Here is a 14,942-nt window from a genome sequence, read left to right as displayed (position 1 = left end):
GTGAATTCTGCCTATATTTCAGGGCTTGTTGGCATGCCTGATAAATTATTTGTCGGTTTTGGAGGTAAGTTGTGATTCACATATTCTTGTGCTATAGGTTATTAATCGTTTCAGGGTATCAGAATCAAAGCTATAGGCATTTTGCACCAATTCAAACAGATAAGGCGCATCTTTTTTACTAATTACAAGATAATCAGGGGACATATCATCTGTTTTACCTACAAGATAATCGACAGAAGTGCATAAGCATCTTGCAATTACTTCTACTGTTTGATATGAAGGTACTCTTTCTCCATATTCATATCTGCAATATCCTATTTTAGATAAGTTTAGTCTTCGGGATGCTTCGGCCATGGTAATCCCGAGTTTTTCACGAGCCATTTTCAAACGTTCCGGAATTAATTGGTTTTCCATTTTTGTACCTCAAAAATTTATTGACAGTAACCATTGGATAACTTATAATACCCATTATCCAATGGTTACTATAACGCATTGGGTAATATTTTTCAATGGATAGGCGTATGGATTTTAAGTATAGGATTATCAAAGATGAAACAGTTTACCTGAGAATGGCAGATTGTATTAATGCCTTAGGATATAGTTCAGAACAGGTCTTTATTAAAGAGAACCCTGATGCATATGAGGTATCTGATGAATATGGACTGCTTATCGAGGAAAGCAAGTACAATAATCTTCTTAATTGCAGGCATAATACATCGGAAGTTAATATGCAGATAACATATGTCGAAACGTTAGAGTGTCGGATAAACAATTATTGCAAACTTTACCCAATAAAATATATGCTGGCAAAGGAATTACTTGAACACCAGGCATATCAATCGGGATATAGCAATATTGATGATTTCATAAACAAAAATGATATCCCTGATGAGATTAAAAGAATCAGCAAATCTTTTGAGAGCAGGAGTTCATCCTTAAAATCTTATAATAAAAAACTTCAGGAATTAAAAGATCCGGCATTCATCAATATGAATAGCATTGCTGAAAACGGACTAGAATTGCAATTTTTGACCGTATGTGAGAGAGGTTCTGTCGGTTTATTAGCGTTTATTATAGGTGAGAACTGTATTAAAGAGGTCCTTTTTGACGACGAATATATCTATACAGATTTCGGAGTGTTATCGGGTGAAGTATATTGGAAAGAATATTGTGACGATACAGATTTCGATAATGTTAAGATTAGTGATGTGAAACTTGGCAGAGACTTTAGGGAGTTCAATATATTAGAGAATTTAATATGGACGCTCAATAAGGTTGATTTTGATGATGAAGGGGATTGGTTGTATTGTGATAAGCCAGGTGTGTCTTTAGGAATTAACAAGGATATAGCAATGAATCTATTATCAAATGGTAATATTGCAAAAATTGTGTTGATACCGGGGATAGTAGACTGGAGACGAAACGTAATCTTGACTAAAGCTGAAATTAGGGCTTGACATGGGGAAGAAAGATAAGTTGATTGCGGTAGCTCGTTTTAATACTGAGCTTAATCGGTATTTGGATACTGATTATGATGCTTTTATTATTTTTCGCTCTAAGGGACTTCTTGCTCATCTGATTAAGAGACAACATTTTCAAGCTGCGAAATATTATGATTATTTGCCGGATATTATTACAAACCCGGATTATATAGGCTTAAATGGAAGTATACTCGAGATGGTGAAATGCTATAAGGACAACATTTTTATCACTATAAAACTTGATGTAAAAAAAATAGGTATTATGTAGCCACAATGTTTGACATAAAGGGGGCAAAGCTTGATTCTTACATAAGGTCAGGAAGGCTCGTTAAAACCACTTGACTACGCGAAATATCTGATGTTATACTCCGGATATAAGAACATTTGACGAGCAGGAAAGGCACCCTGCGCTCCCTAAGTGGAATCTGATATGATGGATACGCCGCCCATCCAAATGTTTTTATGTATTCACAGCGGATAATGTCAAGATCCTGATTGATGCTGCTGCATAAGAAAGAATTCTTTGGGAACGGGTTTTTTACCGCGGATCATGTTACAGTGTGCGGGTTGCTCGTTCTTTTTCTTTGTTACTTTGGTTTGTACATTAGAACACATGTCGAGACTGTATGTTTATTGTCCAAACTTCATGAGGCGAAGCACCATATCAACGTAAAGGTAGATATGGACGAGCTTGATCTTACAAGTGCGGAAGCTAAAGCAACATATAAAGAGATTGAGGAATGGGTGCAGGAGCACTATGGATTTCATGTGACGAATCTGAATATTGCACAGGTAAAGCAGAAGCATGGGATTATAGAGCGTGAAAACTATAATAAGCCCAAATCTGAGGATAGTAGACAACCAGGGACGACTCCGGAAAAGGAGAAGGCTATTACAGAAGCATTTAAGTATTTTAAGATGATTTGATGGGAAAGAGGCATTCTATTATAGAGTGTCTCTTATTTTTTGCGGCAAAATATTTATGGATGTATGAAAACTTTTCTAATAATCTTCATCAAATCTTTATTTTTTCTTCGTATTCTGTTTTCAGATTGAAAAACACCTGTGATAACAAAACAAAAAACAGATTTATATATCGGAAAAGAAGGGGAAAAACAATGGAAATGATGCTTAAAACTAACGAACTTTGCAAGATATTTAAAGATCAGAAAGCTGTAAATAAAGTTTCACTGAATATACCTAAGGGTTGTGTATATGGCCTCCTTGGACCTAACGGTGCAGGAAAGTCAACAACTCTTAAGATGATAACGGGAATCATGAAGCCCACAGACGGTGAAATAATCTATGACGGAAAGCCATGGAGCAGAGGAGTGCTTGAAGAGATTGGAGCGCTGATTGAGAATCCTCCAATTTATGAAAACCTCACAGCAAGAGAAAATCTTGAAGTAAGAGCAATTCTTCTTGGAGTGCCAAAGAGTCGAATTGATGAAGTTTTAAAAACAGTTTCACTTACTAATACAGGAAAAAAGAAGGCAGGTCAGTTTTCACTGGGAATGAAGCAGAGGCTTGGAATTGCACTTGCGCTTCTTGCAAATCCCAAGCTCCTTATACTAGATGAGCCCACAAATGGACTTGACCCAATCGGAATTGAAGAACTTAGAGAACTTATAAAATCCTTCCCGGAGCAGGGAATCACCGTGATTTTGTCAAGCCACATTCTCTCAGAGGTTCAGATGTGTGCCGACTATATCGGAATAATCTCAGACGGAGTGCTCGGATATGAAGGTAAGCTTCTTCCGGAACAGAACCTAGAAGATCTTTTCATGGATGTTGTTAAGAAAAACCGCAAGCTCCAGGATATCGCATAAAGAGCATAAACTGCCAACTACGTAATAGTTTAGATGAAAGGACTAAAGCAATGACTAACATAATAAGAGCAGAGTTTTTAAAATCAAAGAGAACCATGAGCAGTAAACTCATATTCGCATTCCCTATAATCGCACTTGTAATGGCGTTTGTGCTTACAGCAGGTATTACAAACGCCTATGCAGAGAGCGCATGGAACTGGTGGTATACGCTTCTTCTTCCAGGAATGATCGCTATTGTAAGTTACCTTTCTGTAATGAGAGAAAAGAAAAACGGATACTTCAACATCAAGACTCTGCCCATCGAGAAAAAAAATCTGATGCTTGGAAAAATATTCTATCTTGGAATCCTTGTACTTGTATCAAATGCGGTTCTGTTTGCGGGAGCTACCTTTGGGAGCATCTTTTTAACAACAAGTGTTCCGGTAGTTGGAGCAGCTATAACGGTTATCGTTCTTACTATCGTACAGCTTTGGCAGATACCACTGTTCTTATTCCTCAGTGAAAAATTCGGAATGGTAGTTGAACTCATAGTCTGTCTGTTCATAACTGTACTTGGAATTGTCGTTGCACCTTCAGGAAAATGGTTTTTATTCGTATCAGCAATATCCATGAGAGTTGTTACTCCGCTTCTTCATGTACTTCCAAATGGTCTGAGAGCGCAGACAGGAGATCCGCTTCTTAGCGCTTCTGTAATCCTTCCCGGAATCTTCATAGCACTGGCTTGGTTTGTGCTTTTAACTTATCTGTATCTTAACTGGTTTGAAAAAAGAGAGGTGAAATAAAAATGTTTTTAAGATGTCTTCGTGCAGATTTTTATAAGATGAAAAGAAGTCCAGTGACAATTAGTCATATTATAATCCCGATTGTGGTTAGTGCAATGTTTCTTGCTTATTATGCGATTTCCGGATGGAATGAGACTGATAAGATAACCGCTTTTTATGAGGCTATTGGATTTGCATTTCCTGTATTGATTGGAATATTCATTGCAAGTACAATGGAACAGGAGCAAAATGCGGGAGCGTTCCAAAATCTACTTACTTTAAGAAGTAAGACGGCAGCGCTCTTTTCAAAGGCAGTGACATTACTTTTACTTAGTCTCTTCGCCTTGTTATTCACAGCAGTTTTATTCGGATTTGGCTTTAACATGATTCACGGACAGAGTGTTGCTTCAATGGGTGTGTTCGTTATGGCATCCTTTGTGATGTGGCTTTCCGCGATTCCGCTTTATCTGATATTTGAGATATTTGCATTTGTTTTTGGAAAAGCTTTTGTGATAGGTGCAGGTTTGATTTCTGGACTTATCGGTGCACTTTTCCTTACGGATATGGGAATGTATGCATGGAAAATCGTACCTCTTTCATGGACAGCCAGAATGCCACAAACATTCCTTGTATACAAGCTTGCAGATAGCGGAGCACTTTCCGAGATCAAGTCACAGGCATCGATTTACCTGGTAGTTGCCATCGTATGCTTTGTGGGATATTTTGTTTTCGCTGCAAACTATGAGGGTAGTAGGATATCTGAATAATCAGCTCCAAATATAATGATAACAGGGTCAAAAGTATAAGAACACTGCAAGCTCGCTTGCAAGTGGGTGAAATACTTTAAGACCCGCGGAAATATTCGGATAAAAGTGGGACGTAAGTCACACTTTTATCCGAATATTTCGGAGGATTGTGGGAGTACGAAGTACGGAACAATCCGTGTTATCACTTTTGACGATTACATCATATAATGAAAAAGAGGATGAAAACAGAATATGGCAAACATACTTGCAGTTGACGACGAAAACGCCATTCTAAACATGATTGAGAAGGTTCTTATTAAGGACTCTCACACTGTTACAAAAATTGATGATCCTACGAAAATTGAGATGGATAAACTCTCACGCTTCGACCTTGTATTACTGGACGTGATGATGCCAGGAATTGACGGCTTTGAGCTTTGCTCGAAGATAAGGAACGTGGTTGATTGTCCGATTGTATTTATCACCGCAAAGACGGATGAGGGAAGTCTTGTGAATGGACTTGCCCTTGGCGCAGATGATTATATCTGCAAGCCCTTTGGAGTAATGGAGCTACGTGCGAGAATCGGTGCGCACCTTCGAAGAGAAAAGCGCGAACACGTGGCAAGACTTGCCCTTGGCAGAATCTGCTTTATGCTTGAAGCACGAAAGATGATGATTGATGAAAAAGAAATAAATCTCACAAGGGCTGAGTATGACATATGCGAGTTTTTGGCAAAGAACCGCGGTCAGATTTTTTCAAAAGAACAGATACTTGAAAAGGTGCTTGGATACGATAGTGAGAGTAGCGAAAGCACAATCATTACGCACATCAAAAACATAAGAACGAAGCTCTCGCACTTCGAGTATATGCCGATTAAGACAGTTTGGGGGATTGGATATAAATGGGAGGAGTAAAGAGTAAGAATAAAAAGAATAAGAGAGGTACGCTGGGTCTTGGAAGCATGTTCGAGGCCTATATTCTTTTAATGGGATTTGCACTCCTTATCTGGGCTGGCATTTCTCTTTTTGCGTTTAACCTGCTTATAAATGCCGGAGTTATCTACCCGGCTAACTACGCGGAATATAGGATAAGTGATGCTTTTGAACAGATTAAAACAGCAGACGAAGTGACGGCTGATCTGATTCCAGAAGTATGCCGCTATGTGGTCTTTTCAGAGGATGGAAAAGTCCTCTCCGGTGACCTTGGCGAAAAGGATGTAGAAACAGCATGGAATGTATTGTCAAATAATAATTATAGCGACGGCAGATTCTATAAAATTATTATCCGTCCGGCTGAATATGTTGTTTTGCAGTACAGACTTAAGCCACAGTATAAATCCATGTGGATGAATGAACATCTGCCAAATCCTGAAAATCTCCTGACGATTTTCATTCTTATCTGCTGCTTGGGAATCATGCAGATTTTTGCTAAAAAATTTGGCTCAAGCATCAGAAGGAAAATGACCCCCATGAGAGATGCCTTAGAGCAGATTAGAGACAGGAACCTGGATTTTAAAATTAACTATTCAGGCGTTAGGGAGATTGATGAATGCCTGGCGGGACTGGATGACATGCGATATGCGCTTAAGACTTCCCTTCAGAAGCAGTGGGAGACCGAGCAGGAAAAGAACAGGCAGATGTCAGCTCTTGCCCACGACATTAAGACTCCTCTAACAGTGGTTCGGGGAAATTCCGAGCTTTTACTTGAGACAGAGCTTACGGAGGAGCAGAAGAACTATGCGGACTATATTTCAGAAAGCGCACTTCAGATTCAGAACTATGTGCAGACTCTAATAGAAGTTACGAAGTCTCAGGAGGGTATTTCACAGGCGCCTGTTAAGGTGAATATCTCTGATGTTATCGCTGATATCAAAAAGCAGACACTGGGACTTTCGGAAGTTTATCAGCTTCAGATAAATTGGAGGGAAGAATTAGAAAATAGCGAGTCTGCTATAAGCATCGTGTATGACCACGTTGTCAGGGCTGTTATGAATGTTGTGAGGAATGCTGCTGAGCACACGCCTAAGGGCGGCGTAATGAATATTATGGCTACTTACAAAGGCGGAGAATTTGTCTTTGCCGTTGAGGATTCAGGATGTGGCTTCACGCCGGAAGCTCTTGCCCATGGCACAGAACAGTTTTTCATGGATGATTCCAGTAGAACCGGTGGCTCTCATTATGGTATAGGATTGTTCTTTGCAAAGAAAGTCGCTAAGGAGCACGGCGGAAAGATTATTCTCGCTAATTCTAAAGAGACTTGTGGAGCTAAGGTTGAGATAAGCTTTATTAGTCAAACTTAACAAAGTAAATAAATGTATGGTAAAATGTTAATAACCATGACGTAATTAAGATAATATATATATATTTTATCATGGAACTTTGCTCTGGTGTCTGGGTTTACTGAAAGGACTAATCTTTAATGGATACTCTTTTAGTGGGCAACACAGGTTATTTAACTAAAGAAACCATTGAGATTGCGTTTTCATCTGACAACGTAGTTGTTTGTGATGCAGACTGCCGTGCCCACAAGGATGGAAACGTTAGTTTCTTTGCCCAGGACATAATGAGCGATAAGTTCCGTAGATTGTTTGATACTTTTTCTTTTGAGAGAGTTATCTTTTTTTCATATTCTCTAAATAAAGATAGCAATGAAACTGGCGAGATCGAACAGCTAAGGCGAGTTTGCTCGCTGAGTCAGAAAAATAAGATCAGCCAGTTTGTTTATCTTGTCTCAGACGAAGCACTGGTCGATGTGAATAACAGCGACTCGGTAATCTTTGATTCTTCTGAAAATATCTGCAGGTATTATGCTGAAAACTACAATATAGATATAAAGATGGTATATAGCCCGTATCTTATGAATCCTCTTTATAAGGATGATTACTGGTGTAGGATCCTGAAAAAAATTGAAGATAAGGAAAGGGTTGAGATTAATTTTTTGGAAGATGAGATTGCTTTTTTTCTAAAAGCATCTGACCTGATGGAGTTTTTTTATCACTTATTCGATGTGTGGAATGATGAGATTGATACCGAGTCAAATGAGATTGAAAGGATATATCTAAAGAGCGGCGCAAAAACGACTTACGGAGAGATAAGAGAAGCAATTAAGGAGTTTTATCCCAATGCGGAAATTCTTTTGTCTAAATCGGGGATAAAAGGCCAAATAGAACATGGCGAAAATATAGCCAGAGAAAAGTACGGTTGGTTTGCAAGGCATGATGCATGCTGGGATTTTGATGAGTACATCTTTAATTTTCAAAATGCATTTCGGGTTAAGCCGTCCATTACCCAGAGATTGATAAAAAGATTTAAGGTTGGCGGCAGATTTCTAATGATCTTAGAGCTGATCGGCGGTACGGCACTGGTTGAAGTTTATAACTATCTCTCCAGTGGAAGCGTTCAGTTCAGCATGATAGATGTAAGACTGTTATTCGTAATACTTATGTCTTTAGTTTACGGGGCGAGAATCGGAGTCCTTACAGCTTTTATTGAGATTACATCGCTTGTTCTTGCATACAAAGCAGAGGGAACGAATGCCATATTGCTGTTTTACGATCCCGGAAACTGGATTTCTTTTATCCTATTATTAGTAGCGGCGGCAATATGCGGATATATCAAGCAGAAGAAGGAAGAGGACATTTCTTTTGTCAATGAAGAGAATGAGGCATTGAAATCTGAGAATGCGTTCGTTTCGCAGTTGTATCATGAAGCAATGGATTACAAGAACAGGTATAAAGCAGACCTTATCGGAAGTCGTGACGGATTCGGACGTATTTTTGATGTTGTAAAAAGACTTAGTACAACAGTGCCGGAAGAAATCTTTGCGGAATCAATACCTGTAATGGAGGATGTACTTGATAATAAGTCTATTGCCATCTATACAATAAATGATCCTAATGCAAGATTTGCAAGATTAAACGTTTCTTCTGAGAAAATAAGCAGGCAATTAAAGAAATCCATAAACCTTGAGGATTTTGCAAGCGTTCTGGAGACATTAAAGGAAAATGATATTTGGTTTAATAACAGTGTAAGGGAAGGGTTTCCAACGTATGTTGCGGGCATTAAATCTGAAGGACATCTTTCAGTTTTGATAATGATCTATAACGTGGAATATCTTCAGATAAGCACCTATTACTCCAATCTGATAAGGATTCTCGGAGGTCTTATGGAGAACTTCATCATTAAGGCATGGGAATATCAGAGGGCTGTTGCAGAAAAGACATTTATAGAAGGAACTTCTATAACAAAAACTGAATACTTTATTTCTCAGTTTGAGATTCAGAAAGAGATGATGGTGAACAAGAGGACAAGTTTCAGACTTATCAGGTTTTTTATTAAGGATAAAACTTTGGAAGAAATCGATGAGATGTTCCAGTCAAAGATAAGAAACAACGATGTATTGGGGCTTGGAAATGATGGGAATATCTATCTTTTAGCGGCTCAGGTTGACGATAACAGTGAAAGCATCGTATTAAAGCGCTTTAGAGATATGGGGCTTAAATGTGATGTTGTGGAGAATGTGGCTTGATAGGATTTATAATGCTTTTTCTTCATATTTTCATAGTAATTATTGCTTTTTTCCTCATGAAAAAACGAATGCTCAAAATTGACAGAATTATGTTTGTCATAATTGTGTGCATTCCCTTCTGGGGTATGTTAAGCGCGCTTATTGTGAGCTTTATGATACTTACGGAGCGGGTTGGAGTAAACAATAAGAACCTTGAAAATATGAAGAGTTCGGATGAAAGTGGAGACACAATCGTGGTGGAAGCTCCTGAGAGTGAGAATGTAGTGCCTTTGCAGGATGCCCTTATCATGGATGATCCTTCTGTAAGAAGGAGTGTGATGCTTGATGTTCTGATGAGCGGGACAAAGAGCTATATCCCTGTTATCAATGAAGCCAGAATGAATGATGATGTGGAAGTTGTCCATTATGCCACGACTGCCATGGTTGAGCTGTCAAAAGAGTTTGAACTTAAGGCACAGGAATATAGTGCCAGATATGCGGAAAATCCTGAGGAAGACGGGCTTTTGGAAGACTATATATCTTTTCTTGAACAGTATGTCTCCAGCAATATGATACAGGGGCAGCTCCTTGAAATTCAGAGAAATACACTGATGCAGCTTCTTGCAGAGAAAGTTTCGAGAAATTCAAGGCAGGAGGACTACGTTTCGTTTATAAATGCTCTTTTTGCAGAAAAACAGTTTTCAATTGCGGATACTGTGCTTTCTGAAATGGAGACCAGTTGGCCAAAGGATGAAAGGTGCATCAAACTAAGGCTTAGATATTATTATGAGACCGGCGCGGGAAATAAGATCAAAGAAATAGTGGATACTGTTAAGAATAGTGGAAATTATTATTCCAGAGAGATCAGGGATCTGGTTGATCTTTGGGATATTGGCAATAAAGAGGAGCAGAGGGCATGAAAGATAAGAGATTTCGTGACCTGATCGGTGTTGCGATTGGATTTATTCTCCTTTTTACAGTTCTTGTGGTTGAACGAATCGGCATTATGTATGAGGAAAAAGAACCTGATATACAGATTCTTCCCGATGACCAGATTGTTCATATGAAGGAATCCTCAAGAGAAAAAACATGTCTTTTGTTATGGAACTCAGAAGACACGACAAGCCAGAATGCCTATAAGATATATAATCAGGTTTTGATCGATATGCGCGTCCCTTTCAAGGTGATGGATGTCAATGAAGAGGGTGACTATGAAGAAGCATTATCAGGATGCAAGACCATGGTGATAGCCATAAGTGATTTTGACTGTATTGGGAGAAATATACTGACAATAACGGGATGGGTTGGAAAAGGTGGAAGATTACTACTTGGAATCCCGCCATTTAAGACTGATATATTTGATTTTGTAAGTTCTAAACTTGGAATAATCAGTTCAAATTATGCATATTCGAGAGTGGATGATTTTGTGTCTGAGCCTGATTATATGCTCGGAGCGCAGATTACCTATCCGATTGTTGACGGATATGAGTCGTCTACTTCAGTGGTTCTGGATGATAAGTGCAAAGTTTATGCTCATACAGAAGATGGGAAGGTTCCGCTTGTGTGGTCGAGAGACTATCAGAAGGGGAAATTTGTTGTATGCAATTTCGGATACTCAGAAAAAGCTTATAGAGGAATATATGCAAGTGCTTATACGCTGCTTGAAGATTATTTTATCTATCCTGTAATAAATGCTTCGACATTCTATCTGGATGATTTTCCATCTCCTGTGCCTGATGGTAATGGCGAATATGTAAAAAGAGACTACAACATGGGAATAGCTGAGTTCTATTCCAGAGTGTGGTGGCCGGATATGCTAACCCTTGGAAGAAAGCATGACATTAAGTATACCGGACTTATTATAGAGACTTATAGGGATCAGACCTATGGAGACCTTCCTGCAAACGATAGTACAGCCAACTACTACTACTATGGAAATATGCTTTTGAATCAGGGGGGAGAGTTGGGATATCACGGCTATAATCATCAGCCCTTATGTCTTGAAAACTATGTATACCACAAGGAACTTGGCTATAAAATCTGGGAAAACTATGACACCATGAAGGCGTCTTTTGATGAGCTTGTAAGATTTTCGGGAAGTATTTTTCCAACTCAGAAGATGACGGTTTATGTGCCGCCATCAGACATATTATCGGAGGAAGGAAGAAGGCTTCTTGGTATAGGCTATCCGCAGGTGAAGGTAATAGCAAGTATTTATCTGGAGGGCGAAGATGAGTATGTTCAGGAGTTTTCAGTTTCAAGTGATGGAATGATTGAAACTCCAAGGGTTATTTCGGGTGGAGTTTTGGATGATTATATGAAAATAACAGCGCTGTCTGAGCTGAATTTTCATTTTGTTTGTTCTCATTTTATGCATCCTGACGATCTTCTCGATGAAGACAGAGGAGCTGAGCTTGGATGGGAAGTGCAGAAGAACAGGCTGGATGCCTATATGGGATGGGTTGACGAATCAGGAAAAAATATAAGGCATCTTACAGGCTCAGAGATGGGCGGCGCAGTGCAAAGATACGTAAATCTAATACCGAGTTATTACAGCGTTAAAAATGAGAACATTGTCCTAAATACCACAGGGCTTATTGATACTGCATTTTATCTGATCAGAGTAAATGAGGGAGAGATTGCAGAAGCCTATGGTGGTGAGCTTACGAAGCTTAATGACACTCTTTATCTTTTAAAGGTTAAGTCCCATAGGGTAACAATAACAAGGAGATAAGCTCTGATGAAAATATGCCTTATTCTGGAGGGGAGCTATCCATATGCTTATGGTGGCGTTTCATCCTGGATGCACAATTACATAAAGGCGATGCCGGAGCATGAATTTATCCTTTGGGTTATTGGAGCAAGAGCCAGTGACAGAGGAAAGTTTAAGTATGAGCTTCCGGAAAATGTTACGGGTGTCACAGAAGTGTTTTTGGATGATGCACTTAAGGTAAGAGCTAACAAGAATGATAAGTTTAAGCTTGATGATGATGAAAAACAGGCTTTGTACGATGCTATAGATTGCGAGAGGCCTGATTGGAACGTGCTTTTTAGTATGTACCAGGATAAAAAGTATAATCCGGCCAGTTTTCTTATGAGTGAATCTTTTCTGGATGTGCTTACAGACCTTTGCAAAACAAAATATCCATATGTGGCTTTTGCAGAGACATTTCATACGATAAGGTCAATGCTTCTTCCTGTGCTCTATCTTATTGGAAGTGAAGTGCCGGTGGCAGACTGCTATCACACAATATGTACGGGATATGGCGGGCTTTTGGCGGCGCTTGGACAATTCAAAACCGGAAGACCGATAATCCTTTCTGAACATGGCATTTACTCAAGAGAGAGAGAAGAGGAAATAATAAGGGCAAACTGGGTTATACCGGCATTTAAGAGACAGTGGATAAAGTTCTTTTACATGCTTTCTGATGTGGCATATAAAAGAGCTACGTTTATAACAAGTTTGTTTGGGAATGCAAGCAAGATTCAGCAAGAGCTTGGTGCAGAGGCGAATAAGTGCAAAGTAATACCAAACGGTATTCATTACGAGAAATTTTGTGATATTCCCTTAAAAGAAGACGACGGCTTCGTGGATATCGGAGCGGTTATCAGACTTGCGCCGATCAAGGATGTTAAGACTTTGATCTATGCCTTTAATGAACTTAAAGCAATGAGGAGTAATATAAGGCTGCATATTCTTGGCGGAACCGATGATGAGGATTATGCAAGGGAGTGCCATGAACTTGTGGATAGTCTTCATCTTAAGAATGTAATATTTGCCGGTCAGGTCAATGTCATAGAGTATATGAAAAAACTTGATTTTACAATGCTTACAAGTATCTCAGAGGGCCAGCCTTTATCAGTTCTTGAATCCTTTGCCGCAAGACGCCCTGTTGTCACAACGGATGTTGGTTGCTGCAGGCAGCTTATCGAAGGAGAAGAAGGTGATTTCTTTGGAATAGCGGGATTCTGCGTTCCTCCAATGCACAGAGAAGGTCTTGCCCAGGCTATGGAGAAGCTTTGTGAGAGCAAAGAAAGGCGTGAAGAGATGGGTGAGATTGGCAGAACAAGAGTTGAGAAGTTTTTCAGACACAAGATGATGATAGAGCGTTTTGCTTCACTATATCAGGGGTTAAATTAATGGCAGGTATAGGCTTTGAGTTAAAAAAACTATTTAAGGCTACCGGTGTCCTTAGTAAATTAAGGGCATATGGCTATACCGGTATGGTTACAGCAGGTCCAATGCTTTTGGGCTTTCTTTTCCTGCTTGCGATTCAGCTTATTGCAAAAAGAATGGGACTTGGTAATGGTGAGAGTGAATTATTGGTAAGCCTTATCACATATTCGCTTCTTGGTTCGATGATGTATAGCAGTATTTTTTCAATGGTAATGACGAGATTTGTCGCAGACCTTTTGTACGAAGAAAAGGAAGAGGATGTTATTCCCTCTCTTGAAGGCATATTGTTTTTCCTGCTTCCATCCGGCGGAGCATTATGGATATTGTTCCTTATTTTTTCGGGGGCAACCTTTACCAGAGGCTTTTTATCCTTCACTCTTTTTGTTGAACTTCTTGCTGCCTGGACTGAGATGAATTATCTCTCTGCAATAAAGGATTACAAAGGAATCCTTCTTTCGTATGTGATTTCAATTTTGGCAGCGCTTTCAACATCAATTGTCGGATTCATGATCTTTGGTGGAAGCGTTGAACTTCTATTGTTCAGCGTGGTTCTTGGTTATGGAATCATGATGGCGATTGATATGGCGCTTTTATATGGATTTTTTCCAAACTCTGAAGAAAGACATTTCGATTTTCTTCCCTGGTTTGATGAGTATTCTGACCTTATAGCCATAAGCTTTATGACAAATATTGGTCTTTTTGCACATCTTATAATTGCGTGGTTTAGCAGTATCGGGCATCAGATAAAGGGGCTTTTTTATTCTGCTCCGCAGCATGATATAGCAGCCCTTTTTGCCTTTATGACAATTCTTATTACGACTATAAATTTTGTGGCATCGGTTGAGGTTAATCTATATCCGAAATATAGAAGATATTATGATCTTTTTAATGGTAAGGGATCAATAACGGAAATAGAACAGGCAGAAAAAGAGATGCTTACAGTTCTTGATCATGAACTTATCTACACTGCGAGAAGACAGTTTTACGGTACAGCGCTGATGCTGAGTGTGGGCCTGATAATTCTTGAAAGACTGCCTCTTGGATTTGATGCCCTGATGGAAGGGTATTTTAGAATACTATGCGTTGGCTATGGGGCATATGCAGTTGGAAATGTTCTTACCCTTATACTCATGTATTTTACAGCTTATGAGGATGCAAAGATTGCGACGACAGTATTTGCATTATCGACAACTGTTTTATCCATTGCTTCTTTGTTTATTGATGCGAAGTATTACGGTTTTGCATTTGCGTTTGGCAGTATTTTATTTCTTTGCATTTCAATTTTCAGGCTTATGAAGTACACCAAAAAGTTGCCTTATCACATTTTGAGCTCTCAGCCGCTTCTGGTAGAACCCAAGAAGGGCCTTGGGACTAAGCTTTATATAGCGATACTTAAGTTTTCGGGTAAAGAGTAACAATTGTTTCTTAAGAGGCACAGAAA

At 39.2% G+C, this 14,942-nt stretch carries 14 protein-coding genes; 13 read left to right on the top strand and 1 reads right to left on the bottom strand.

The genetic code is table 11. The features are described from left to right. Nucleotides 1-45 precede the first annotated feature (45 nt). Nucleotides 46-414: a helix-turn-helix domain-containing protein gene (locus BM086_RS07390; RefSeq protein ID WP_026496216.1), complete on the bottom strand. Its 369-nt coding sequence runs from the start codon at nt 412-414 to the stop codon at nt 46-48. Between the two features lie 107 nt (nt 415-521). Here BM086_RS07390 and BM086_RS07385 point away from each other — a divergent pair, with 107 nt between their 5' ends. The 13 genes from BM086_RS07385 to pelG all read left to right on the top strand — a co-directional run bounded on the left by BM086_RS07385 (nt 522) and on the right by pelG (nt 14,916). Then, nucleotides 522-1,457 (top strand): hypothetical protein, encoded by a 936-nt coding sequence (locus tag BM086_RS07385; RefSeq protein ID WP_092325352.1) that lies wholly within the window; start codon nt 522-524, stop codon nt 1,455-1,457. A gap of 1 nt (nt 1,458) precedes the next feature. Continuing rightward, the gene (locus BM086_RS07380) at nt 1,459-1,749 is read left to right on the top strand and encodes a PBECR3 domain-containing polyvalent protein (protein ID WP_092325350.1); all 291 of its coding nucleotides are present in this window, start codon (nt 1,459-1,461) and stop codon (nt 1,747-1,749) included. A gap of 413 nt (nt 1,750-2,162) precedes the next feature. After that, nucleotides 2,163-2,408 (top strand): 23S rRNA methyltransferase, encoded by a 246-nt coding sequence (locus tag BM086_RS07375; RefSeq protein ID WP_242952145.1) that lies wholly within the window; start codon nt 2,163-2,165, stop codon nt 2,406-2,408. A 191-nt stretch (nt 2,409-2,599) separates the two neighbouring features. Further along, complete coding sequence (locus BM086_RS07370) at nt 2,600-3,310, top strand: lantibiotic protection ABC transporter ATP-binding protein (RefSeq protein WP_092325490.1); 711 nt, start codon at nt 2,600-2,602, stop codon at nt 3,308-3,310. Nucleotides 3,311-3,360: 50 nt separating this feature from the next. Then, complete coding sequence (locus BM086_RS07365) at nt 3,361-4,092, top strand: lantibiotic immunity ABC transporter MutE/EpiE family permease subunit (RefSeq protein ID WP_092325348.1); 732 nt, start codon at nt 3,361-3,363, stop codon at nt 4,090-4,092. A gap of 2 nt (nt 4,093-4,094) precedes the next feature. Continuing rightward, complete coding sequence (locus BM086_RS07360) at nt 4,095-4,838, top strand: lantibiotic immunity ABC transporter MutG family permease subunit (RefSeq protein WP_092325346.1); 744 nt, start codon at nt 4,095-4,097, stop codon at nt 4,836-4,838. Nucleotides 4,839-5,069: 231 nt separating this feature from the next. Next, nucleotides 5,070-5,732, top strand: coding sequence for a response regulator transcription factor (locus BM086_RS07355; RefSeq protein WP_092325344.1), 663 nt, complete (start codon nt 5,070-5,072; stop codon nt 5,730-5,732). Then, complete coding sequence (locus BM086_RS07350) at nt 5,720-7,117, top strand: sensor histidine kinase (protein ID WP_242952144.1); 1,398 nt, start codon at nt 5,720-5,722, stop codon at nt 7,115-7,117. The genes BM086_RS07355 and BM086_RS07350 overlap by 13 nt, the downstream gene beginning before the upstream one ends. A gap of 119 nt (nt 7,118-7,236) precedes the next feature. Further along, nucleotides 7,237-9,345 (top strand): hypothetical protein, encoded by a 2,109-nt coding sequence (locus tag BM086_RS07345; RefSeq protein ID WP_092325342.1) that lies wholly within the window; start codon nt 7,237-7,239, stop codon nt 9,343-9,345. After that, a complete protein-coding gene (locus tag BM086_RS07340) occupies nt 9,342-10,244 on the top strand; it encodes a hypothetical protein (protein ID WP_092325340.1) in 903 nt (300 codons plus the stop codon). Before BM086_RS07345 ends, BM086_RS07340 begins: the two co-directional genes overlap by 4 nt. Then, on the top strand, nt 10,241-12,058 hold the full coding sequence (locus tag BM086_RS07335) for a DUF2194 domain-containing protein (protein WP_092325338.1): 1,818 nt from the start codon (nt 10,241-10,243) through the stop codon (nt 12,056-12,058). Before BM086_RS07340 ends, BM086_RS07335 begins: the two co-directional genes overlap by 4 nt. 6 nt (nt 12,059-12,064) lie before the next feature. Continuing rightward, nucleotides 12,065-13,465 (top strand): GT4 family glycosyltransferase PelF, encoded by a 1,401-nt coding sequence (pelF, locus tag BM086_RS07330; RefSeq protein ID WP_092325336.1) that lies wholly within the window; start codon nt 12,065-12,067, stop codon nt 13,463-13,465. Then, nucleotides 13,465-14,916 (top strand): exopolysaccharide Pel transporter PelG, encoded by a 1,452-nt coding sequence (pelG, locus tag BM086_RS07325; RefSeq protein ID WP_092325334.1) that lies wholly within the window; start codon nt 13,465-13,467, stop codon nt 14,914-14,916. Before pelF ends, pelG begins: the two co-directional genes overlap by 1 nt. Nucleotides 14,917-14,942 lie beyond the last annotated feature (26 nt).

Origin of the sequence: Butyrivibrio sp. YAB3001 (assembly GCF_900112195.1) — a bacterium.
In the GTDB taxonomy this organism is placed as follows: Bacteria; Bacillota; Clostridia; order Lachnospirales; family Lachnospiraceae; genus Butyrivibrio.
Note: the sequence above shows the minus strand (reverse complement) of the source record. Positions and strands in the feature narration are given on the sequence as shown.

Coding starts and splice junctions, on each gene's coding strand:
- BM086_RS07390 (WP_026496216.1), bottom strand. CDS start 414: ATGGAAAACCAATTAATTCCGGAACGTTTGAAAATGGCTCGTGAAAAA.
- BM086_RS07385 (WP_092325352.1), top strand. CDS start 522: ATGGATTTTAAGTATAGGATTATCAAAGATGAAACAGTTTACCTGAGA.
- BM086_RS07380 (WP_092325350.1), top strand. CDS start 1,459: ATGGGGAAGAAAGATAAGTTGATTGCGGTAGCTCGTTTTAATACTGAG.
- BM086_RS07375 (WP_242952145.1), top strand. CDS start 2,163: ATGGACGAGCTTGATCTTACAAGTGCGGAAGCTAAAGCAACATATAAA.
- BM086_RS07370 (WP_092325490.1), top strand. CDS start 2,600: ATGGAAATGATGCTTAAAACTAACGAACTTTGCAAGATATTTAAAGAT.
- BM086_RS07365 (WP_092325348.1), top strand. CDS start 3,361: ATGACTAACATAATAAGAGCAGAGTTTTTAAAATCAAAGAGAACCATG.
- BM086_RS07360 (WP_092325346.1), top strand. CDS start 4,095: ATGTTTTTAAGATGTCTTCGTGCAGATTTTTATAAGATGAAAAGAAGT.
- BM086_RS07355 (WP_092325344.1), top strand. CDS start 5,070: ATGGCAAACATACTTGCAGTTGACGACGAAAACGCCATTCTAAACATG.
- BM086_RS07350 (WP_242952144.1), top strand. CDS start 5,720: ATGGGAGGAGTAAAGAGTAAGAATAAAAAGAATAAGAGAGGTACGCTG.
- BM086_RS07345 (WP_092325342.1), top strand. CDS start 7,237: ATGGATACTCTTTTAGTGGGCAACACAGGTTATTTAACTAAAGAAACC.
- BM086_RS07335 (WP_092325338.1), top strand. CDS start 10,241: ATGAAAGATAAGAGATTTCGTGACCTGATCGGTGTTGCGATTGGATTT.
- pelF (WP_092325336.1), top strand. CDS start 12,065: ATGAAAATATGCCTTATTCTGGAGGGGAGCTATCCATATGCTTATGGT.
- pelG (WP_092325334.1), top strand. CDS start 13,465: ATGGCAGGTATAGGCTTTGAGTTAAAAAAACTATTTAAGGCTACCGGT.